This window comes from Candidatus Gastranaerophilales bacterium, assembly GCA_028693235.1.
Lineage (GTDB): Bacteria > Cyanobacteriota > Vampirovibrionia > Gastranaerophilales > Gastranaerophilaceae > JAQUVW01.
On sequence record JAQUVW010000001.1, the window covers coordinates 608,033 to 631,105 of the forward strand.

Sequence of the window (23,073 nt, forward strand, 5' to 3'; positions counted from 1 at the left end):
TCGGAGGTAAGGTAGCTGAGAAAAATACAAATTAAGTGATTATAAGTCAAGCCACTTTGTTTGATGTCAAATTACATAAAAAAGGTTTGAAATTAATCAAACCTTTTTAAATGGCTCCTCGGGTGGGACTCGAACCTACAACCCTTCGGTTAACAGCCGAATGCTCTGCCATTGAGCTACCGAGGAATATCCTTTAAGCTATGGTTACATTATAACTACAAAAATTTTTCTTGTAAATACCTTTTTTCTATAAATTTGTAATATAATTTATTTGTAGGATATTTTCAAGGAGGTCAAATATGCTTTTGGGTGTAAATATTGATCACGTTGCAACTCTTAGAAACGCAAGGGGAGCGGGAGAACCAAGTGTTTTAGATGCTGCTTTAATTTGTCAAGAAACAGATGTTCATGGCATCACCGTGCATCTTCGTGAGGATCGTAGACATATTAAAGATGCGGATGTCTATACATTAAAAAAAGTTTTAACATGTAATATCAATCTTGAAATGGCTGCTACTGATGAAATTCAAAAAATTGCTTTAGATATAATGCCACAGTGTTGTTGCTTGGTTCCTGAAAAAAGACAAGAGCTTACTACAGAAGGTGGTTTGGATGTTGCAGGACAGCTGGATAAAATGAAAAAATACGTCCAACCTCTCGTTAATGCGGGAATATTGGTCAGCATGTTCATTGATCCTACCGAAGAACAGGTCAAAGCTTCATTTGATTGTGGTGCTCCTTTTATTGAGCTCCATACAGGTGCTTATGCTGAGGCTTTTGGCTCTGAAAATGAAGAAAAAGAATTTCAAAAACTAAAGCATGCCGCAGAATTTGCTCAAAATTTAGGACTAAAAGTAAATGCAGGGCATGGGCTAAACTATGAAAATGTTTATAGAATGCGTGAAATCAAAGGACTAAACGAATTAAACATAGGTCACAGCATAATTTCTAGGGCTATTTTCAAAGGGTTAAAAAGTGCTATAATTGATATGAAAAATCTTATACAATAGTTTTTCAATCTTAACGATTTATTACATTAAGCGTTAAAATTAGCAAATTTTTTAATGTTTTGTTTTATTACAAGTAAGAATAAGTGTAAAGGGTTAATTATGACAGTAAATTTCAATACACAAATCGATAATAAACCATCAGTTTTGTTGGAGAATATGACTCCTCGTCCGCAACAACAAATTGCTGCTTTAAAAACATCAACACCTGTTGATAAAATTGACTTGCAAACTACCCCAAAGAAAAAAGGCTTTGTTCAAAAGATTAAAGACTTTATCGGTAGTTGTAAAAAAATAGGTGTAAATATCAACGAATACACTAAATCGACATTTAAAGGAATAGGACAGGGCTTTTTCGTAGGTTCGGGTGCATTTACTATTGCTACAATTGCTCGCCTTGCTAAGAAAAAAGAAATAGGCAATATGCCTAAAGTCGTTGGCGTTATGGCTGGTGTTACGACATTGGCTGCAAACCTCTGGACAGCTTCTTTGAATGCAAATGAAAGAAAAGCAGGCGTTGACCATAGATGGACTCAAACTCCTACAATAACAAAATAATTGATAATAAAATTTTTAAAATAATCCGTTGTTCAATCTTCGGATTATTTTTTATTTGTATAAAATTGTGATATAATCAACTTGACTTAATAGTAGTATATGTTCATGGAGGTAAAAATGAGCAGAATTGAAATTTTAAAACAACATATTTCAGAAAAAAGAGCAATCAAAGTTATTGCAGGTATCGGCAATTTTAATATTGAAAATATCAAAAATGTAGTTTCTGCTGCGGAACAAGCTGGGGCTTCTGCCGTTGATGTGGCTTTCAGCAAAGATATTATCTCTATGGCTAAAGAAATTACAACGATTCCGGTAATGGTTTCATCTATTGTTCCGGCAGAACTTGCCAAAGCTGTTGAATACGGTGCAGATGCTATTGAAATCGGTAACTTTGACACTATGTATAGAGATGGTAAAAGAGTTTCAGCTCAACAAGTTTTTGAAATTGTAAAAGATACAAAAGAACTTTTAGGTAATCAAGAAATATTCATGTCAGTTACAATCCCCGGGCATATCGAAATTGCTGAACAAATTGAATTGGCTCATAGACTAGAAGATTTGCATGTTGATTTAATTCAAACAGAAGGTGCTGCTACAGTTACAGCTCAATCTGCTGGTGCCAGAGGATTGCTGGAAACCGCACAAGTTTCTATTGCAAACACAATTGAATTGGCTAGAAATACAGATATCGCAATAATGACAGCAAGTGGAATTACAACAACAACAGCTCCTATGGCATTTGCTGCTGGTGCGAGTGCTGTTGGTGTGGGGTCTTGTGTTAATAAACTAAATTCTACAATAGCTATGATTGCTGTTATCAGAACTTTAGTTGAAAATGCAACTCGCAACGCATCTTCAGAAAAAACTTTGCTAAATGCTTAGTTCTAATTTATAATATTAAAAGAGGGTATGCTTAGCATACCTTCTTTGTTTAAAGTTTCATATTTGGAGTGAGTTTGCAAAATACACAAATAACTATAGATATAAAAGAAACAATCAAATATAAGCCAATGACAATCGAGGATTTTGTTATTAGTATAGATAGGCTGACACGTTTCAAACGCCCATCGATAAAGTATCCTCGTGTATATAAAGATATTTTGTATAGACATTTAATATCTCCTCAATTATCTAAGTCACAAATTGAGGCTTTGGCTCCTGAAAAACTTGTAAAATTAGTTGAAACTATATGGAACGAGTCAATAAAAGAGATTGAACACGTAAAAGCATTTCACAATACATCTAATTTGCTGCAAATACTCGATTCTCGTTATTTTACCAGCGAAGATGATTATACAAATATTTTAATGTCAGCTAAATTAGAAATTTTAAATATTGTTGATAGATTTGCTGACAAAAATGGAATGGTTGATAATATCAGATTGTTAAAAGAGCTGTCAAATGTCTACAAGAGCGGTATAAGAACAAATATTGATGTTTTTTCAGCTGCCAAGTCTTTAAGAGAAAAAGAATTTTTGCACTACCCTATCGAGAAGCTTGTTCTTGTAGAGGGCATTACAGAGGAAATATTGCTCCCATGTTTTGCTAAAATATTGGGCTATGATTTTGATAAAAATGGTATTCACATTATTGGAGCCGGTGGAAAAAGTAAGCTTCCACCGTTGTACGTTAAATTACGAAATATAGTTAAACTTCCAATATTTATTTTGCTTGATTCTGATGCAAGTAATATTCATTCCGAAATAACAAAAGTATTAAAGCCAAAGGATTTGAGCACAGTTATTAAAAACGGGGAGTTTGAAGACATTGTCTCAAAAAACCTTATAAAAAGGGCGTTCAATACGCATTTTTATGATATTGAAGAAGTTAGTATGTCTGATATAAAAAATCAGAATAAGATGTGTGAAAATATTTCAATGATATATAGGACACGAGGATTGGGCGAATTTCAAAAGGCACATTTTGCGAAAATTCTTGCCGACAACGCAAAATATAAAACCGATGTTTCAGACGAAATTTCAACAATAATAGAACAAATTAAATCTATTTAGATTTTTTTGTCTTGATTTTATAGTCTTCTTTTACATAAATTTCTTCGGGGTTATGAATAACTCCACCTAGTTGTGTCGGGTAAATATTGCCGAATTTATTCCTCAAAGCACTGACTCTCAAAGGAGAATACAAGTATATGATAGGTCTTTCATCATAGACAATTTGTTGATATTGGTCATATAGCTTTTTTCTTTCAGCAAACGACAATTTCAAAGCAGCATTATCAAATATAGAATCAATTTGTTTTTCCCATGGAAATAAGTTGGGATTTTTTTCATTTGGTTGTCTTTTATTGAACAAATGTAATGGACCATAAGAATACCAAACATTTTGTCCGCTGTGAGGCTCAAGAGCATTACCTGTGAAGCCCATTATTGTTGATTCCCAGTCCAAACTGTTCGTCAATTTGTTCACAAGTGAATTAAACTCAATAGGTTTAAAATTAACTTTCATTCCTAATTCAGAAAGGTCTTCTTTTACCATTACCCCGATTGCTTCACGTTCAGTGTTGCCAGCATTGGTAAGTAGGTCAAATTCAACAATATTACCTTTTTTATCGTGTAAAATACCTTTTTTATCCCAGTAAAAACCTGACTGCTTTAACAATTTTTTTGAATATTCAATATCAGTTTTGTGACCTTTTTCCAGCTTTTTGTTTAAGTAAATAGATGGGAGCGATTCGGCTGTAAATAGTGGTTGCCCGACTCCGTTTGCAATATTAAAGACCATACTGTCACGGTCTAAGGCATAATCTACGGCGGTTCTAAAATTTTTATCTCTAAACCATGCCTGTTTCTTTTTCATCACGTAATAATTGCCATTTGAGGCTTTTCTATCGTTCATATTGAAAATCAAAAACATAGTGCCAGTGTTAGGTCCCAGATTGTAGACTTTATAATCCGAATTGTTTTCAAGCTCTTTAAATCTGGCAACATCTTTGCCTCTCAAATCAAGTATATCGAGTTCTTTAGATTCAAATTTCAAAAGCTCATTGTTTAAATCGCCAACGATTAAAAAGATATAGCGGTCTATATAAGGCAACTTTTGGTGTTTTTCATCAATCATATAATAATTTTGATTTCTGACGAGAACAACTCTTTGAGCAGGTACATATTCTTTTAACCTAAAAGGTCCACTAGTTACGAACGAAGCTGGTTTAGTGGTTGTCCCGTAAAAAGAATCAAAATATCTGTTACCTTTTTTTATGACATTTTCGAAAACATGTTTCGGTGCAATCGGCACACTCATAAGTCTTAGGAATGGGGCAAACGGTTTTGGCGTTGTGAATTTAATAGTATATTTGTCGATTTTTTTAATTTCAGGAGGAACCCCATCAATTAAAATCGAATCTCTAGTACTAATGTTTCCAAAACCACCTAATATAATTTTGTTCCAAGTAAACGTGACGTCATCAGCTGTAATTTCCTTGCCGTCAGACCATTTTACACCTTTTCTCAATGTTACGGTATAGGTTTTGTTATCTTTTGAAACTTGAATTTTCTTTGCAAGTTTTGGAATAACTTGTCCCGTATAGACATCTGTTGTAACTAGAGAGTCGAACATCAAATCAGAAATTTGAGAAGAAGTTGCATCTTTTGATTCCCAAGGATTAAATGTTTTAGGGCCTTCTCCAATGGTTGAAGTGACAAACTCGCCGCCATATTGACCGACATCGCCTCGTGACAACATATAATCTGTACCGTTTATCGTAAGAGTTTTTAATTCCCTATATTCGCTTGATTTTGTGATTTCAGCACTTTTACCATTATCATCTGAAGCATTTGTATCAGGCTTGTCAATTCTGAAGCAAGCAACACAAACGAGTGCTATGAGCACAATTATGACTAAAATTTTCCCTAATCTTTTATGCATAAGTTAAAGCTAACACAAAATTCTTCAAAATAATATAGCTGATGAGTATGATATTGTTGACTAAAGCTAAAAATCTCTATATACTTTGAATGGACAGGAGGCTATTATGGAAATTTGGCAAATTTGGTGCATTGCAGGAATTGTTCTTTTGATAATTGAAATGTTTACACCGGTAATGTTCTTTTTATGTTTGGCTGTCGCAGCTTTTGTTACGGCGATTGTTGCTGCAATTGGCTTTTCGGTTATGTTCCACTCTATTGCTTTCGCAGTGGCAACTATATTGCTAATACTTTTCATACGACCGTATTTACTAAGCAAATTTAATAATAATGATAAACAAACAGGTATTGAAGCAAAATATATAGGTAAAAATGCAACTGTAATTGCACCTGTTACCAAATCCTCCGGAAGAATTGCCATATATGGGGAAGAATGGGACGCTCGGACGGATTATGATTGCACTATAGAACCGGATAGTCAAGTTAAAATAATTTCTAACGACAGTATCGTTATGAAGGTTGAACCGCTCAAAGATATAAAGGAGAATAATAATGAGTGTAATTAGTATTGTACTTCTTGTATTCGTGATTTTATTGGCTCTTAAAGGCTTTAAAATTGTGAAACAAGCTGAAGTTATCATTATCGAACGACTAGGAAAGTTTGAAAAAGTGTTGGATTCAGGGATACATTTTATTATTCCTATCGTTGAAGCACCAAGAGGAGTCTTTTGGAAACAAGTTGCAAAAGGTGCAGATGGTAGAAATTATGCCTATATAGCTGAAAGAGAACGTATTGACTTGAGAGAATGTGTCTATGATTTTCCTCGTCAAAACGTGATTACAAAAGACAATGTATCAATCAGTATCAATGCTTTGATATATTTTCAAATTGTAAACCCTAAAAGTGCAGTATATGAAATTCAAAATTTGCCTGAAGCTATTGAAAAACTAACGCAAACTACATTGAGAAATATCATAGGCGAACTCGATTTAGATGAAACATTGGTTTCTCGAGATACTATTAATGCAAAATTAAGAGCAATACTTGATGAAGCGTCTAATAAATGGGGCGTAAAAGTAAACAGGGTTGAGCTCCAAGATGTTATTCCACCTGCAGACATTCAAGCGGCAATGGAAAAACAAATGAAAGCTGAACGTGATAGGCGTGCTTCTATTTTAGAAGCTGAGGGATTGAAAAAATCTGCAATTTTGAAAGCTGAAGGACAAAAAGAAGCTGAAATAAATAAAGCTGAAGGTGATAAAAAAGCTGCTATATTAAGAGCTGACGGTAATGCTCAAGCTCGTATTTTGGAAGCAGATGGTGAAAAACAAGCAATTCAAAAGATTATTGAAGCTATTCAAAGTCACGGTCAACCTGACAAATATTTAATCGCAATGAAATATCTTGAAACCTTGAAAGGTATGGTCGAAGGTGAAAACAATAAGGTCGTTTATATGCCTTATGAAGCCTCTGGCATTTTGAGTTCTATTGACGGAATTAAACAAATGCTTGACTCAGGCAAATAATATTAATTTTTTCAAAATTAAAAAGGTGCTTCAAATAGAGGCACCTTTTGAGATATAAGATTAGAGAGAGATGAGAGAGCTTAGTCTTGAGGAATAAATACTGTGAAGCTGTTGCTGATATTTTTATATTGTTTTGCAACGTGGTCACTTGCTTCGTATCCGTTTCCTAATGAAATTGAAATGTGTCCATGCGGGTTGTCACCGTCTTTGTCCCAAACGACAATTGCACCTGCAGGAAGTTTATCCAAATCAGCTTTTGAAGCTGAAACTTCTTTAAATTGGTCAGAGTGTTGTCTTAGTCCATCTGCTGCCATATATGCTGAAGGGTAACCCAAACGGAATCCATACATTTTTTCTAATGAATTATTAACGCCTTTTAAGCACCAGCCATGTGAACCCATAGAGCTTGCTGTTTGGCTTGCAACTTGTGCTAATTTTGCACCATTTTGTGTTGCACCTTCTGCGTTAATATTTGGTGCAGAAGCATTGCTGAATGCGGTGTTGACGGCATTTGTTGTTTTATCAACGGCATTTCTAATAACAGAAGGCATTTTGCCAACCGCTGCTTGGAACTTAGTAACCGGACTGAAGTTTTGTGAGTCAATACTCGCATCATTTTCAGGTTCTGGAACGCCAAGTGTTTCACATGCACGTTTTTGCATCGCAACAGGAAGTTTTGCCAAAGCTTTATTTAATATGGAGGCTACATCAATATCGTCACCGCCCATTGTTTGAATTAGATTCAATCTTGTTTTTAGAGTTCTTAAAGAGTTTTCACTTGCGTCTTCTTCCATATGAGCAGCATCTTGAACAAGTGAAGAAACCATAGATTCAATTTGTGTTGATTTAACTGCGTTAGAAGTTCCGAACGCATCAGTAACACCATCTTGACCACTGCCATTCAAAGGGATATTGATATCACTTGAATCAGTGCCTTGTGTTGATTTTAGCTTAAATAAGTCAGCATAATTAGCTGAAATACTACTAATAGAAGTTGTCATCTCTTTAAATTCCTGTGTTGGTAATACTCTCTTATGTATATATAAAGGATATATACTCACAGAAATTGCTTTTTTGCTTAGTAATATTAAGAAATATTAAGCAAGGTCGCCATATAAGCACCAAGTTTGAGCTTTTGTTACTTTTACATTTACGAAATCACCGATATTGCTGTCTGGTGCAACGAAATGAATGAGCTTGTTGTTGCCAGCTCTGCCGTTGCAGAAGATGGTTCCGTTTTTATCGGTTTTTGCTTCTATTAATACCTCGAATGTTTTGCCAATACATTTTTGGTTTGATTTGAGGCAAGCTTCACGGTTTTTTTCGTTTAAAATATCAAGCCTTTTAGCTTTTGTATCTTCGTCGACAAATTTGTCGGTCATTTTCGCTGCTTTAGTGTAAATCCTTGGCGAATATGCGGCTGTATTTTGGTAATCTAATTCAAACTCATCTATTGCGGATAAAGTATCTAAGAATTGTTCTTCTGTTTCTCCCGGGAAACCGGCTATAAAATCACTTGTTATAGCAACGTCAGAGAATCTTTTTCTGATTTTATTTACGATTTGAGCATATTGTTGTCGGTCGTATCTTCTGTTCATATCTTTCAAAATTTCAGAATTGCCTGATTGCATCGGAATATGGAAGTAATCACAAACTTTGTCACATTCTTCAACTGCATCAATCAAATCATCAGTTATGTCAGTAGGGTATGAAGTTACAAATCTTATGCGGAATTTGCCGTCTATTTTATTCAAATTTCTTAGCAAATTAGCGAGAGTTGATTTGTTATCATCGAAATCTTTGCCATAGCTGTCGACATTTTGACCGAGGAGGGTAATTTCCTTGTATCCGGCAGAGATAGCGTTTTTAGCTTCTTGGATAATTTCGTCCATTTGCCTGCTTCTTTCGCGACCACGAGTGAAAGGGACAACACAATATGTACAAAAGTTGTTACAACCTTCAATAATAGGTATCCAAGCATTTACGCTTTTGGCTCTGTCTATTTTAAATTTGTTAGCGTCATCAGTGACAGCTTTTTCAGTGATTGCACAAACTTTTTCGCCTGCTTCTATTCGTTGTATAAGAGATGGCAACTCATAAATATTATGAGTACCGAAAACCAAATCAATATATGGGGCACGTTTTTGAATGTTTTTTTTATCTTGTTGAGCTACACAGCCACAAATTCCGATTTTTAGCTCGGGGCGTTTTTTCTTCCATTTACCCCATAAACCAACTTGGCTGTAAGCTTTATCAGCTGATAGTTGTCTTATGCTGCAAGTGTTTATAATCAATAAATCAGCATCTTTGGGCTCATTTGTGTTTTCGTAGCCAAAGTGTGAAAGAATTCCGGAAACTCTTTCACTATCTGATTTGTTCATCTGACATCCGAGTGTTTGTATAAATAATTTCTTCATGCTTAATATTATACTTGAAAAAAATGTGTTATACTAACTACGTTAAAATTTTATAACAGATAGGAGTAAATATGCCTACATACGTTAGAGCGAGCCATTTATTGGTTAAAACAGAAGAAGAAGCTAAAAGTTTGAGAGAAGAAATTCTTGAAGGAAAAGATTTTGCACAAGTTGCATCAGAAGTTTCAATGTGCCCATCAGGTGCAAACGGCGGTGATTTAGGGTTTTTCACAAAGGGACAAATGGTTCAAGAATTTGAAGATGCTGCTTTTTCGATGAAAGTCGGTGAAGTTTCTGACCCAATAAAAACACAATTCGGTTATCATTTGATAAAGCTGACCGATACAAAGGACTAAATGGAATTAATAAATAAACTAAAAAACTTTTTAAAAGAATACAATGCTGATGCTCTACTTATAAATTCTACAAACGAATTTTTGGTAGAGTATAATCAGTTTGAAAAAAATGCCCGATATTCTGTAACAGGCTTTTCAGGCTCAACGGGTGATGTTCTTTTGACTTCTGAAAAGGTATTTCAATTTGTTGATGGTAGATATCATGAGCAAGCCGATTTAGAGGTTGATACGAGCATTGTAGATGTCGTAAAATTACAGATGGGGCAACAATATATCAAAGAACTTGCAACTCGCCTTAAAAATGATTCTGTACTTTTAGTAGTTGGCAAAAAAATCTCAAGTGCATTTTTGAACGCTTTAAATTGCGAATTAGAGCAGAAGAATATAACATTTAAAATTTTAGATTTTGACCCGGTTTTTTCTCTTGGTCAAAAAAAATATAAAAATGAAAAGCAAAAATTATTTTTGATAGACAAAAACATTGCAGGTGAAACCGCTTCTGAAAAGCTCGAAAAAATATCATCTAAATTGGCAGAAAATGAATCAATTGTAGTTTCTGCTCTGGAAGATATTGCATATTTAACAAATATTCGCTCTTATGATATTCCATATAGTTCGTCATTTTATGCCAAAATGTTGATTGATAAGCACACTGTCAAACTTTATACTGATAGTAATATAAATCTCGATGAAAATATGAGCGAAACTTTTAAAATTTTACCATTGAAAAATTTTGACGAGGATTTAAAATCTATCAAAAACGCCACTGTAAAAATAGATGAGAAGACTATAAATACTTATGATTTGTATAATATAGACGAAAGCAATAATCTTCAATACAGCAATATTTCGACTTTAAAAACACAAAAGAATGATAGTGAACTTAAACACTTCAAATCCTCGTTTGAACGGGCTGACAACGCTTTGATGATTATTTCAGATATGATTAATTCAAATAAAATATATTCTGAAACTGATTATTATGATGCACTTGTCGACTCTTTTTACAATAATGAAGCACAAAGCTTGAGTTTTAAACCAATAATAGCAGCGGGTACAAATTCTTCTATTATACACTATTCTCACCCTAAAAATAATTTTTTTGTTAATGAAGGTGACTTTTTGCTCGTAGATTGTGGCGGTTATTACGAAGGTGGCTATGCTACAGATATAACAAGAACTTTTCTTAAAGGGACTCCTACTGATTATCAAAAAATAGTTTATACAACTGTTTTGAAGGCTTTTTTCACCGCATACAAAGCTTCTTATACAACTAGAAATACTTGGTATGATATAGACAAAAAGGCTCGAGATGTCATAAATCAAGCCAATTTGGCAGGATTTTCCTTTAATCACTCGACAGGCCATGGCGTCGGGCTCAATGTCCACGAAACGCCTCCTGCTTTAGCACCATCTGATTTGTCAAAAAAACAGATTACTCATAATGCTGTTTTTTCAATTGAACCAGGGATTTATAAACCACTTTATGGCGGCGTTAGACTTGAAAATACAGTCTATAGCTCAATAACTAATGGTAAAGTTTCAATTAATACACTTTCAAAATTTAAGTTTGAACCCAAACTTGTTGATTTTTCTATGTTATCAGACATTGAAAGAGAATATTTCGAAGAATGGCAGGCTATGTAATGCAAGAAATAACAAGTGTTTCAAATTCAAAAATAAAAGAATATTCCAAACTTCTTCAAAAAAAGTATCGTGAAAAATCTTGCTTATTCATTGTTGAAGGCAAAAAAGCCTATGAAGAAATTTTGAACGCAAATATAAAAATAGAAGATGTTTTTGTCACTGATAGCTGTAAAAATCAAATTAATGATAATCATGCCACTTTTGTTACAGAAGCTGTAATAAAGAAACTCTGTTCGACTGATTCGCCCTCTAATATTGTAACGATTGCACATAAACAACCAAACGATATTTCTATTGTCAAAAACAATAACATATTTTTAATTGAAAATATTAAAGACGCAGGCAATTTGGGCACAATAATCAGGAGTGCTGCGGCTTTCGGTTTTGAAAATATATTGCTGATAGGTAACACTATTGATATTTACAATCCAAAGGTGATAAGGTCTTCTGCAGGCAATTTTTTCAAAGTAAAAGTAATAACAACTGATATAAGCACTCTTAAAAATCAATTTAAAGATTATAACTATATTGCGACGGCTTTGGCTTCTAATGCACAAATCACACCAGCACAAATCGATACTCAAGCAAAAAACATAATAATGTTCGGCTCGGAAGCTACAGGCTTAACTCAAGGCTTAATAGACCTTGCAAACAAAAATTTGCTTATACCTATGAAAAATGACGTTGAATCGTTAAACCTTTCAACCGCAGTGAGCGTTACAATGTATCAAATGTTTACTAAAACTTTTTGAGGTTGCAAAAGCTTGCATCTAAGGCTTTTTCGCCCTGTAGACCGAAGTCTACGACATACATTTTTGCACCTGAAAGTACTTTTATATCTTTAATATGCCCGATGCCGAATTTTGAATGAAAAACTCTGTCGCCTTGGAAAAATTCTTTTATCTCAGGTTGAGGCTTTTTAGCTTTTTCTTCTTCTAATGCACGTTCTTTTGCTTTTTTTTCTTCAAGCATTCTTTTTATCGGATTATCATCAAGCAGTTTTTTTATTTTTTCTTCATCTTGAGCCTGTTTTTCGGCTTTTTTTGCTATATTAGCCTGTGCTTTAACAACCATAGCTTTGCGTTTTTGTGGAGCAACAAATCCTCTTCCGAAAGAGTTTGTTGGGGCAATACTGCCAGAAGAAGTTTCTCTTTGTGGCATTGAACGCATTTTATCAACAGCAGCATTGAATGTTTTTCTGTGAGAACCAGACATTGACACAGCATCTGATATGTTACTTTCTATTACAGATTGCGGAATTTCTTCTAAGAACCTACTTTGGTTATAATACCTATATTCCCCCCACATTTGACGTCTTTTTGCATGAGTTATGAACAATCTTTTTTTAGCCCTAGTGACGCCAACATACATTAACCTGCGTTCTTCCTCCATTTCTGTAAGGCTGTTTTGAGAACGACTGTGCGGGAAAATGCCTTCTTCTAAACCAGTTAAGAACACATAATCAAACTCAAGTCCTTTTGCACTATGCAAGGTCATCAATGTTAAAGTTTCAGCTTCATCGTTATAGGAGTCAATATCGCTAACAAGAGAAACCTGTGATAAAAATTCCCCCAAATCATTGCCTTCTTCTAGTGGCTCAAAGTCTTTTGCGACATTTATTAATTCTTGCAAATTGTCGATTCGAGCTTCATTTTCAGGTGTGTCTTCGCTTCTAAGTTCAGATAAATAACCGGTTTCATCAAGAATTGTAGTTATAAATTCCGGCAAAGCGAGCATTTCCCACTTTGATTTTAAATCTTCTATAAGACCATAAAAGCCTTTCAATTTTGTCTTGATGCCATTTGAAAAGTCATCATATTCATCTATATCGGCTAATATTTTGTAGATTGACATATCCGAATCAATAGATATCTTAATCAGTTTTTGCATAGTTGTGTCGCCGATGCTTCTTTTTGGAACATTGATAATCCTACGCAAACTTTGCGAATCGTCAGAGTTGTAAATAAGTTTTAAATAAGCGATTATGTCTTTAATTTCTTTCCTATCATAGAATTTCAATCCGCCGACTATTTTATAAGGTACGCCATTTGCAATACAAGCTTCTTCAAGAGCTCTTGATTGAGAATTTGTCCTGTATAAAAGAGCAATATGCCCTATTGATGTTTCATTTAAAAGTCTTCTGATATTTTGCATAATGTATGAGGCTTCATCTGCTTCATCTTGAGCCTCAAACAGCTGAATCATCTCACCTTTTCCAAGGTTAGAATATAAGTTTTTGCTGACACGTTGTGTGTTATTTGTGATGATTGAGTTTGCGGCAGTTAATATAGTTTCAACAGAACGGTAATTTTGCTCTAATTTAACAAGTTTTGCTTTAGGAAACGAAGACTGAAAATTAAGAATAATCCTAAAATCAGCACCACGCCAACTATATATGGATTGGTCGACATCTCCTACGACACATAAACTACGACCATTTAGCTCATCTTCAGTTTTTGCATTTGTATATATAGAGTTAATCATTTGATATTGAGAAATGTTTGTATCTTGAAACTCGTCAACCAAAATATGCTTAAATCTGTTGTGGTACTTTTCTCTTACTTCATCAGATTCTTCAAATAGTTTTACGGCGAGCATTAACATGTCGTCAAAATCCAAGGCGTTATTTAATTGAAGTTGCTTTTGATACTCAGAATATATTTCAGAATATTTTTGAGATCGATAATCACGAGCTCGACTAGCATAAGTATAGGAATCCCACATTTTGTTTTTAGCATTTGATATAGCAGCTTTAACAACTTTGGGAATGTAAACTTTTTCATCAAGATTTAGTTTTTTCAAAGCATTTTTTATGATTGCATTTGAGTCAGTTTCATCGTAAATAACGAAAGATTTATCGTATTTTTTACCACTATCAGGGTCTTTATATTTGTCGATATCAGTCCTTAAAATTCGTCCACAAATACTATGAAAAGTACCGACCCACATTTTTTTTGCTTTTTCTTCACCAACCATTTTTGACAGACGTTCAACCATTTCTTTGGCAGCCTTGTTGGTGAAAGTTACAGCTAATATCTCGTATGGAGAAACCCCAGATTGCACAAGTTGAGCAATTCTGGTTGTTAATACTTTCGTTTTTCCGCAGCCTGCACCTGCGAGTACAAGTAATGTACCCTCTGGTTCAATAACCGCCTCTTTCTGCTCCCTGTTTAATCCGTCTAAAATATTTCCCATTGTAGTATCTTTTATTTTTTGAAATTTGTGATATGATTACATTATACAAAAAACAAATATTTATACAAAGTGTTAGTTTATTAGGATTTGAAGATGACAGACGAAAAGAAAAATGACCAATCGATAATGGTACCGCTTGACGATTTAGATAAAATTGATGAAAAAAGTGCAAATACTCTGGATATGCTAGCTGTTGAACTCGCTACAATCCAACAATCAGCCAAGAACATTGCTATTATCGGAAGTAGAAATCTTCCTATCACGCACCAACAAATAATTGAAATTTTAGCTTATGCACTTGTAATGCAAGGCAATACAATTGTTACAAGCGGAGGTTCATCAGGTACAAACGCTGCTGCAATCAGAGGTGCAATGAAAGCTAACCCTGATAAATTAAGAGTCATTTTGCCTCAAACAATCGGACAACAACCTTCTGACGTTCAAGACCAATTGATTGGTGTTCCTAATATTATTGAGCACCCCGATAGAGCAATGATGACACTTGCTGACGCTAGCAGAATTTGTAACAGAGAAATTATTGACGAAGGTCAACAACTTATTTGCTTCTTATCACATACATCTGGCACTTTGCACAAAGCAATTGGACATGCGGAAGATTCTCATAAGGTTGTTACAGCTTTCTATCTTGATTAATGTTGTTTAATATAAACTGTTAAAAGGGGCTTATTTTTAAGTCTCTTTTTGTTTTATATATTTTGCAATGGCTTCACCCATTGCAAAACAACACGTCTGAACTCTTAGTGCTGCTTGTGCTTTAAAGGTCGCACTAAGTGCTCTACCCGCTATGAATAAATTATCATATTTGTCTGAAATCAATGATTCTATAGGTAAAAAATAATTTCCTTTTGTAAAATGCAATGTGCTGTCGTCTTTTTTTATAGAATGTATATCTATTGGATAATCAGAAGATAAAGCAACATTGTCAAATTTTTTCTTATCAAGAAGCTCAAATTCAGTGTAAATATGTTTGCCTTTTACCCTGTTAGACTCCCTAATACCAAGCATATCGGCAATATTTGAAATATATGCGTTTTCAAATCCTTTTAAATAAATTTTACAAAATTCAGCCAGCCTAAATATCTGCTCTCGTCCTTTTATAGCGGCTTTTGAGAGATAATTTTCTTCGCAATCATTTATTTGAATTCTTGGACAGTTAAATGCTATGGATGAGGGCATGCCTGGGATTGTGAATAGCTGAAAATAGGCGGTATCTTCTTCTCTTAAAACACCATCTTCTACAGCTTTAGTAAATAGAGGTCTAAGGGCCCAATTTATATTAGTGTCCCAAGTATAAGCAGTGGACAAGTGGATTTGAATATCTGCTACACAGGTCGTAACATTCCTATCTGAATCGAATTTCATTATCCAGTCTGAAAAATCTTTCAAATTGACTCCAGCCATTGTAAAACGCAGCGTAATAGCTTGATTTTCATTCTTATCTTTATTTAAAAATTCACAATTTAAACTTTGAAAAATTTTACCATTTGAAGTTGCATCTACAAGATATTTCGTTTCGGAATGTAGTGATAACATTTCTTGTGAAAAATGTAGGACAAATCGTCCATTTTTTTCTTTAGCTTTGTTAAAACTTGTTGCTAAATAAATGTCTACGCCAACATAATTGAGCATTTTGTCCAAAACTATTTTTAAAAGTTCTGGATTAAACCACCCTTTGTTGCCATCAATATAAGTATATTGAGCACCGTAGGAGTTTGCAAATTCAATTAAATCATTGAAGAAAGTAGAATTTATGCCTAAATCGTTTGTTTTCATTGCAGGAATAACAAGCCCGGAGGTGATTGTTCCGCCTAGATGGATATTTTTTTCAACCAATAACACATGTAGACCCAATTTTGCAGCCATATATGCAGTTGCAACCCCAGCTGTACCGCCTCCAACAACAATAACATCGTAGTAGCTTTTCATTATGAGTCCTTGTTAGCAAGAATTTTCAACCTGCTTATAATTACACTTGCGTTAGGACGATGCGAGCGTTTTTCAAGGCTCAAAAGTTTTTTTTCAAAAGTGTCTAATATAGAAACTTTTTTCTTTTTTAAATTATTTGTGAGAACCGCAGTTGTTATAAAATTCATGTTTATTTTATCCAATCTATATAATTTTACAAAAAAAAATTCTAAAGGGCAAGTTTTTTACAACTTAATTCGATTAGATATATATTGATAACCTTTTAGTATGTTATCATTATGTATCGAATAGTAACAAGTTAAAATATAAACATAATTGCCCACGAAAATACAATATCGAAAAATTATTTGCAAATGTATTACTAAAAGCCAGACACGTTTTAAAGGGCGTTACAAATACTCTGGGTACATTAAGTCATCAGATAAGGATAAAATCGATTTAAAACCATTCTGAAGCCTCTTTAATTTTTAATTAAATATATGCAGTATGCCTACAAGCTCATACGCTAAATTTTGCAGAAATTCGTCAATAAGGATTACTTAAATAATTAAATTAAGAAATATATTCCCGTGTATTTAAAAAGACTAAAAATGCAAAACAAAAGCAAATTACAATATCTATACTAATCCTGTCTTTACAGTGGATTTTAATTCTAAAAGATATATATTGATAATATATATTATGTAAGAAGGAGCCTTTAGTATAAAAGGTAATAAAAATGTACCAGCTTTATAATATAAATCAAGATAACTCTATTATATTATGCGTGAAAAAAAGAAATAAATTAAGACTATTTTATCTGATTACATTATTTTATTTACACCCATAATCACTAAATTAAAAAGTAGATTTAACTACAAAACAACTAATATTTCAATAATATAAAACATAACTGATATTTAAGAGAAAATTTACGAAATACGATTATAAATTTTTACTCGAGTATAATTTGTATTTGTATTCTACTTCATTAATTTTATAATATTTACACAGCTTATTTCAATTTATATTATCAATATGTATCTATTCGTATCAAATATTGCACGTTGATGTTATCAATATATACCGTTTCGAAACTTTATCTACAAAACATAATTTATATTTTATGATAAAATTTATTTATGAAAAAAACAAAAAATAATGAACGGAATAAACCAAAAGCAAGTATAATAGTTGCAAGTTACAACTATGAAAATTATATCAAAGAGACGCTGGACTCTTTGGTTGCACAGACTTATCGTGATTTCGAGGTCATTGTTGTAGATGATGGTTCTAAAGATAGCTCACTTAATATTATTAAGAAATATGAAGCAAAATATGACTATATTCACATTTACACACACGAAAATGGTGCCAACAAAGGGCTTGTTGCAACCCTAAAACTAGCGTTATCAAAGGCTCAAGGGGAATATATTGCATTTTGCGAGAGTGACGATTACTGGCGTAACGACTACTTAGACAAGAAAATAGCCCTTATTGAGAAAAATAAAAATGTTGCTATAATTGGCAATGATATTCAACTGATAGGTAATACAGACCTGAAACAGTCCTATATATCGGCTTGCAATATTACTTTTGAGGGGAGAAACAAGATAAAACTACCTGCACTACAAGATAAAGTTTTTAACCCGTTAGCCACATTTTCTGCTGTTATGGTTAAAAGGGATATATTGATGAGTTGTGATTTTGACACACCTATTCCTGCATGGCTTGATTTTTGGCTCTGGCGTCAAATTTTAGCAGTGTATCCAGCCTATTATATCAATGAAAAAATCTCATTCTGGCGTATACACGAAAGCTACAACGCTGATGCTAATGCCGCTGAGTATTCCAAAAAGTCTGAACTATTCATTAAAGAAAGCAACAAAATTATACAAGCCAAACTCGGTCTTATTCGCTTTTTCTTCTTGAAATTCTGGGAAAAGTTCTTCACTAAATGAAGGATTAATTTAAAAATAAGCTTTAAAACAACATAATGTCTTTAATCTTGTGGTAAAAAATCGTATTTCTTAAAATAAAAGTTTCTTAAATTGGAAACAAATTTCTCTTTTTGATAAGTTATATTTAGTTTTTCGAAATGCTCGTTTATTGTTTTATAATACAATTCTTTGTTTTCGTATAATTTTTTCAAATCGTTTGGCAGATTTTCAGTCATATCTGTATATGAAGAATATACATTATTGAGGTCTTTCCATTCTTTATTAGGGAAAAAATGGTCATTATACACAGCAAACCCAAGGCTATCTACATAGGCTGGTTGATTAAAATATCCATCCATTCCTTCACCAAAAGTTATTGTAAAATATGCACGTGAAATTAAATCCATATACTCAAAAAATGACATATTATTTACTGTAATAATTTTCCAATCCGGGAATTCTTTTTCTAACGATTGAACAATTTTAGACTTATTTTTATTGTCGTCAGGGGATAGCACAATGATTTTCTCTTTTTTTTCAAATGGATATTTTTTATATAAAGTATAGTCAATCTCAACAGAAAATAAATGAGTAGGCATCTTGAATTTATTGCATACTTCTTGAGTTGCATATCTGTCATGTGCGACTGTTTGCGTTACGTTATTGGAAATCAAATATAGTGATTTAAGTTTTTTAACTTCCGGCATATTTTCAATATTCTGATTCATAATATTTAATTGAACATTTTTAATTGATTTGAAAAAAATTAACTCATTTTTGTTTAATGCTTTATAAAATGACATTGCATAATAATCAGGAATATGAACAATAATTTCCTCTAAGTTTTTACAATTTTCAATTATTTGAGAAAATCTATAAATTTGTTCATTATTTGGAAACTTATCATTATAAGCATATGTATATTTATCATTGGGATATGTAGATAAAATACAAACAGCATCTTTATTTAATTCTCGAGAAGTTGTACATAAAGAAAAAATGCTCAAGATTCCACCATTAATCTTTATACCACCCGGAGTCAAAAATAGAATAAGCTTTTTGGCATTTTTCAATGAATCAATATCGAAATTATTTTGTAATTCCTTTTCTTTTTCTAATTCAGCAGCTAATTTATTACAATATTCTTTATTTTTTATTGAAAATCTCATTCCACATACTTCATATTTAGTATGTTTTTCTTGAATTGTTTTTGTATATAATTTTACCATCAATAATTCCTTATTTTCTCACATATTATAGCTAAAATAGGTTCGGTTAAATCTCCATAAAAAGGCAAACAAAGAACTTTATTTTTCAAATCATTAACAACTGATAAATCCGTTAATTTTACCGATAAATCATGTTTGTAACATTCATAATCAGTACAAGCAGGGTAGAAATATTTTCTTGTCATTATATTAATAGACTTAAAATTTTCATATAACATATCTCTATCGAGAGGATAATCATCTTCAATAACGATTGGATAATATTGATAAGAATTAGTTGTATTATTAGGCATTTGGGGAATTCTGATGCCTTTGATGCCAGTTAGATTTTTATCATAAAAGTTTTTTACAATTTTTCTTTTTTCTTGTTCTTTTTTATAAATTTTTAAATTTTCAAGTCCCATTGCAGCCTGAAATTCATTCATTTTTCCATTTATACCGATAGCTTCCACAAGTTCTTCTGATTGAATGCCAAAATTTCTTAAATTGTATATAACTTTTGACATTTCAGGATTTTTATAAGTTAAGCAGCCGCCTTCTATAGTATTAAACAGCTTTGTCGCATGGAATGAAAACATTGTAATATCGCCGAAATTTCCTATACCAACACCATCGATTTCAGTTGAAAAAGCATGAGCTGCGTCATATATCACTTTTAGATTATGTTTTTTAGCAATTTTATCAATTTTTTCTATATCACAAGGGAATCCGTAAACATGTACGGCAACAATGGCAGATGTATTCGGGGTAATCATTTTTTCAATTTTATCAGCGTCTATGGTCATTGTGTTAGGTTCAATATCACAAAACACAGGTTTTAGACCATTCCAAGCAATACAGTGAGGCGTTGCAGCGAAAGTAAAAGGGGTTGTAATAACTTCACTCTGATATGGTAAATCTAAAGATTTTATAGCAGATAGAAGTGCAATTGTCCCATTATTGAACAGAGATACATTAGACACTTTTAGCACATTTTGCAATGATTTTTCTAAAAGATTATGTTGCTCCCCCATATTTGTGAGCCACTTTGACTCCCATATTTTTTTTAATTGTATTTCGTAATCTTCTATTTTTGGTAGCAAAGGTTGCGTTACAAATATCTTTTCTGAATTATCAGTCATAGAAATTAACCTTAAATAATAACTGTAATTGTATATTCACTCTAACAGTACAAGTTTATCACAATAATAGGCTAATACAAATTTATTTTTGTGGTAGACTTTTTTTATACTATTAAAAAGGTTAGGACTCATATGACAGCTAAATTTGAAATGCCAATAAGCAAAGATAGAAAACCACTACATACGTTATTGCCATTAAATACACCTCTTACGGTATATATAGACCCATCAACAATTTGTAATTTTTCTTGTGCATTTTGTTATAATAATACAGAATTTAAAAAACAAGTTGATGCTAAAATAATGAGTTGGGAATTGTTTACCAAGATTGTTGAGGATTTAAAAGAGTTTGAACAAAAAATCAAAATGATTCATATGTATGGATATGGTGAACCTTTAATTAATAAGAATTTCCCAAAAATGGTTAAGGCTATAAAAGATGCAAATGTTGCAGAAAAAGTCGGAATGACAACAAATGCTTCGTTATTAACCCATGAGATTTCTGATAGAATAATAGCTTCCGGCTTAGATAAAATTGAAATTTCAATTTATGGAATGAGCAATGAAAAGTATATGGAATTTTCACACCAAAACGTGCATTTCGATAAAATTGTTGAAAATATAAAATATTTGTTTGATAACAGAAAAAATTGCCATATTCATGTAAAAATCAATGGGGATTATTTTACACAAGAAGAAAAAGAATTATTTAAAAACATATTTGAAAATTCTTGCGATTCAATGCATATAGACAACGCCGCAAACATTTGGCCCGGAATTGACCTCAACGATAAAATTAAAACCGAAACAAGCTCTGTTTACGGAAAAAACGACACTAAAATTGCAAAAATATGTCCGGATGTCTTCTATAAACTTATGATAAATTCTAACGGAAATGTTGGAGTTTGTTGTGTTGACTACCTACAAAAAGTTTATATGGGAAATGTAAAGGATAAAAGTTTAAAAGAAATATGGAATTCAAATGAACTCAGAGAGTTAAGATTGGCACATTTGAATGAAAATCTTAAACAATATCCGATATGTTCTATCTGTAATTATCCGTCCTGTGCCAGTACAGTTTCTGTAGATGAATACAAGCAAGAATTAATAGCAAAATATCAATAAATTTATACAAAGAAAAAGTCAGTGTCACACATTGCTTCCGTATAATGTCTGCAGTATAACTTGTAATTAGGATTAAGACTCATAATATAAGTATATATTTCACAAAAATCCTCAGGTTTATGATAAACGGATATTGCCAACTTTGGTTTGTAGTTTTTTATCGTATTTTTGCACCCTTCCAGGGCTTTCATTTCAAAACCTTCTAAATCCATTTTTATAAGAGTTGGAATGTCAGAAATAACATCATCAATTTTTACAGTTTCGACTTCTTCATTTCCAGAATCAGCGATAGTTGTTGCTGCAGAATTAAACGTACAATATAAAGTTTCTGTAGCGTCAGAAACACCCTTTTGTATAAAGTCGATTTTAGGATTATTGTTTAATCTCAACTTAGCCTTTGTCATATTTGCTAGACATGGCTCAAAGAAATATACCTTTTTAAATTGAGGGCAACGGGAAATAAATTCTTCAGTCGTATCGCCATCAAAACCTCCACAATCGAGAAATACTTCGTCATCACCCAATTTAATAAAATCTTCAAAGTACTGTTCTTTTCGGATAAATTTATAATTTTTAAGATATTTGTTGTCAGCAACTATTCGGTAAGAAAGAACATCTGACAATACTTTTTTAGATTCTTCATCATTTAATTTTTTAAAAATGTCTTCAAATATGTGTTTCTTGTCAAAGAGCTCATTTCTAGTTTCTAAGACAAAATAGGGGAATTCGAATCTGTTGTTGTCATAGTGACATAAGTCAAAATAGGAAATAATATTATAAATGCCAGCATTATTGAGGTTTTTATTTGCAGTTTTGGTTAATGAATCGATGATTGTATTAACGACAACAGCGTTTTCAGGTACATCAAATCTTTTTATTATTTTAGCATTCATAAACTCTGTTTTATCTGTATAATCATCAATTATATATTGGACATTAAGTTGTTTACAAATGGATTCAGACTGTTTGTTACAGCCCAATACATACTTAATATCAGAGTTTAAAAATTGCTCGACCATTTTTTTAGTTAGAGCGTCTAATTCATAATTTTTATACTCTTTTATTATTTTTTCTATGATTGACATTAATTACTCCTTTTATAATGTCAATGCAACATTATAATATAATGTTGCATTGTAAT

General features: G+C 32.5%; 21 protein-coding genes and 1 tRNA gene. 12 read left to right on the top strand and 10 right to left on the bottom strand.

Annotated features, from left to right (window positions below; translation table 11 throughout):
* Positions 1–111: 111 nt before the first annotated feature.
* Positions 112–186, bottom strand: a tRNA-Asn gene (locus tag PHV37_02955).
* 113 nt (positions 187–299) lie between these two features.
* On the opposite strand from PHV37_02955, the gene PHV37_02960 reads away from it, so the two are divergent.
* The 4 genes from PHV37_02960 to PHV37_02975 all read left to right on the top strand — a co-directional run bounded on the left by PHV37_02960 (position 300) and on the right by PHV37_02975 (position 3,577).
* On the top strand, positions 300–1,010 hold the full coding sequence (locus PHV37_02960; GenBank protein MDD3237038.1) for a pyridoxine 5'-phosphate synthase: 711 nt from the start codon (positions 300–302) through the stop codon (positions 1,008–1,010).
* A 99-nt stretch (positions 1,011–1,109) separates the two neighbouring features.
* Positions 1,110–1,565 carry a hypothetical protein gene (locus PHV37_02965; protein ID MDD3237039.1) on the top strand — a complete coding sequence of 152 codons (456 nt, stop codon included), beginning with the start codon at positions 1,110–1,112 and terminating at the stop codon, positions 1,563–1,565.
* A 117-nt stretch (positions 1,566–1,682) separates the two neighbouring features.
* The gene (locus PHV37_02970; protein ID MDD3237040.1) at positions 1,683–2,447 is read left to right on the top strand and encodes a DUF561 domain-containing protein; all 765 of its coding nucleotides are present in this window, start codon (positions 1,683–1,685) and stop codon (positions 2,445–2,447) included.
* 74 nt (positions 2,448–2,521) lie between these two features.
* Positions 2,522–3,577, top strand: a complete 1,056-nt coding sequence (locus PHV37_02975; protein ID MDD3237041.1) for an ATP-dependent endonuclease — start codon at positions 2,522–2,524, stop codon at positions 3,575–3,577.
* On the opposite strand, the gene PHV37_02980 is transcribed toward PHV37_02975, so the two are convergent.
* Positions 3,570–5,414: an ABC transporter substrate-binding protein gene (locus tag PHV37_02980; GenBank protein MDD3237042.1), complete on the bottom strand. Its 1,845-nt coding sequence runs from the start codon at positions 5,412–5,414 to the stop codon at positions 3,570–3,572. The genes PHV37_02975 and PHV37_02980 overlap by 8 nt on opposite strands.
* A 142-nt stretch (positions 5,415–5,556) precedes the next feature.
* Between PHV37_02980 and PHV37_02985 the strand changes: the two genes are divergently transcribed.
* Both PHV37_02985 and PHV37_02990 read left to right on the top strand, forming a co-directional pair.
* A complete protein-coding gene (locus tag PHV37_02985; protein MDD3237043.1) occupies positions 5,557–6,015 on the top strand; it encodes an NfeD family protein in 459 nt (152 codons plus the stop codon).
* Positions 6,002–6,976 carry an SPFH/Band 7/PHB domain protein gene (locus tag PHV37_02990; GenBank protein MDD3237044.1) on the top strand — a complete coding sequence of 325 codons (975 nt, stop codon included), beginning with the start codon at positions 6,002–6,004 and terminating at the stop codon, positions 6,974–6,976. The genes PHV37_02985 and PHV37_02990 overlap by 14 nt, the downstream gene beginning before the upstream one ends.
* 80 nt (positions 6,977–7,056) lie before the next feature.
* Here PHV37_02990 and PHV37_02995 read toward each other — a convergent pair whose 3' ends face one another.
* Positions 7,057–7,977, bottom strand: coding sequence for a hypothetical protein (locus tag PHV37_02995; protein ID MDD3237045.1), 921 nt, complete (start codon positions 7,975–7,977; stop codon positions 7,057–7,059).
* 96 nt (positions 7,978–8,073) lie between these two features.
* Positions 8,074–9,393, bottom strand: coding sequence for a tRNA (N6-isopentenyl adenosine(37)-C2)-methylthiotransferase MiaB (gene miaB / locus PHV37_03000; protein ID MDD3237046.1), 1,320 nt, complete (start codon positions 9,391–9,393; stop codon positions 8,074–8,076).
* 71 nt (positions 9,394–9,464) lie between these two features.
* Between miaB and PHV37_03005 the strand changes: the two genes are divergently transcribed.
* From PHV37_03005 to PHV37_03015, 3 genes are read left to right on the top strand one after another with little or no spacing between them, the layout of a single operon-like run.
* The gene (locus PHV37_03005) at positions 9,465–9,749 is read left to right on the top strand and encodes a peptidylprolyl isomerase (GenBank protein MDD3237047.1); all 285 of its coding nucleotides are present in this window, start codon (positions 9,465–9,467) and stop codon (positions 9,747–9,749) included.
* Positions 9,750–11,396, top strand: coding sequence for a M24 family metallopeptidase (locus PHV37_03010; protein MDD3237048.1), 1,647 nt, complete (start codon positions 9,750–9,752; stop codon positions 11,394–11,396).
* Positions 11,381–12,148 (top strand): RNA methyltransferase, encoded by a 768-nt coding sequence (locus PHV37_03015; GenBank protein ID MDD3237049.1) that lies wholly within the window; start codon positions 11,381–11,383, stop codon positions 12,146–12,148. The genes PHV37_03010 and PHV37_03015 overlap by 16 nt, the downstream gene beginning before the upstream one ends.
* On the opposite strand, the gene PHV37_03020 is transcribed toward PHV37_03015, so the two are convergent.
* The gene (locus PHV37_03020) at positions 12,135–14,591 is read right to left on the bottom strand and encodes a 3'-5' exonuclease (GenBank protein MDD3237050.1); all 2,457 of its coding nucleotides are present in this window, start codon (positions 14,589–14,591) and stop codon (positions 12,135–12,137) included. The genes PHV37_03015 and PHV37_03020 overlap by 14 nt on opposite strands.
* A 93-nt stretch (positions 14,592–14,684) precedes the next feature.
* On the opposite strand from PHV37_03020, the gene PHV37_03025 reads away from it, so the two are divergent.
* Positions 14,685–15,245 carry a DNA-processing protein DprA gene (locus PHV37_03025; GenBank protein ID MDD3237051.1) on the top strand — a complete coding sequence of 187 codons (561 nt, stop codon included), beginning with the start codon at positions 14,685–14,687 and terminating at the stop codon, positions 15,243–15,245.
* Between the two features lie 36 nt (positions 15,246–15,281).
* On the opposite strand, the gene PHV37_03030 is transcribed toward PHV37_03025, so the two are convergent.
* Positions 15,282–16,538: an FAD-dependent oxidoreductase gene (locus PHV37_03030; GenBank protein MDD3237052.1), complete on the bottom strand. Its 1,257-nt coding sequence runs from the start codon at positions 16,536–16,538 to the stop codon at positions 15,282–15,284.
* Positions 16,538–16,705 carry a hypothetical protein gene (locus PHV37_03035; GenBank protein MDD3237053.1) on the bottom strand — a complete coding sequence of 56 codons (168 nt, stop codon included), beginning with the start codon at positions 16,703–16,705 and terminating at the stop codon, positions 16,538–16,540. The genes PHV37_03030 and PHV37_03035 overlap by 1 nt, the downstream gene beginning before the upstream one ends.
* A gap of 954 nt (positions 16,706–17,659) precedes the next feature.
* Between PHV37_03035 and PHV37_03040 the strand changes: the two genes are divergently transcribed.
* A complete protein-coding gene (locus PHV37_03040) occupies positions 17,660–18,478 on the top strand; it encodes a glycosyltransferase (GenBank protein ID MDD3237054.1) in 819 nt (272 codons plus the stop codon).
* Between the two features lie 41 nt (positions 18,479–18,519).
* On the opposite strand, the gene PHV37_03045 is transcribed toward PHV37_03040, so the two are convergent.
* Positions 18,520–19,686, bottom strand: a complete 1,167-nt coding sequence (locus PHV37_03045) for a hypothetical protein (protein ID MDD3237055.1) — start codon at positions 19,684–19,686, stop codon at positions 18,520–18,522.
* Positions 19,686–20,807: a DegT/DnrJ/EryC1/StrS family aminotransferase gene (locus PHV37_03050; protein MDD3237056.1), complete on the bottom strand. Its 1,122-nt coding sequence runs from the start codon at positions 20,805–20,807 to the stop codon at positions 19,686–19,688. Before PHV37_03050 ends, PHV37_03045 begins: the two co-directional genes overlap by 1 nt.
* Before the next feature lie 132 nt (positions 20,808–20,939).
* Here PHV37_03050 and PHV37_03055 point away from each other — a divergent pair, with 132 nt between their 5' ends.
* Positions 20,940–21,932, top strand: coding sequence for a radical SAM/SPASM domain-containing protein (locus PHV37_03055; GenBank protein ID MDD3237057.1), 993 nt, complete (start codon positions 20,940–20,942; stop codon positions 21,930–21,932).
* Between the two features lie 2 nt (positions 21,933–21,934).
* Here PHV37_03055 and PHV37_03060 read toward each other — a convergent pair whose 3' ends face one another.
* A complete protein-coding gene (locus tag PHV37_03060; GenBank protein ID MDD3237058.1) occupies positions 21,935–23,017 on the bottom strand; it encodes an FkbM family methyltransferase in 1,083 nt (360 codons plus the stop codon).
* Between the last annotated feature and the right edge of the window lie 56 nt (positions 23,018–23,073).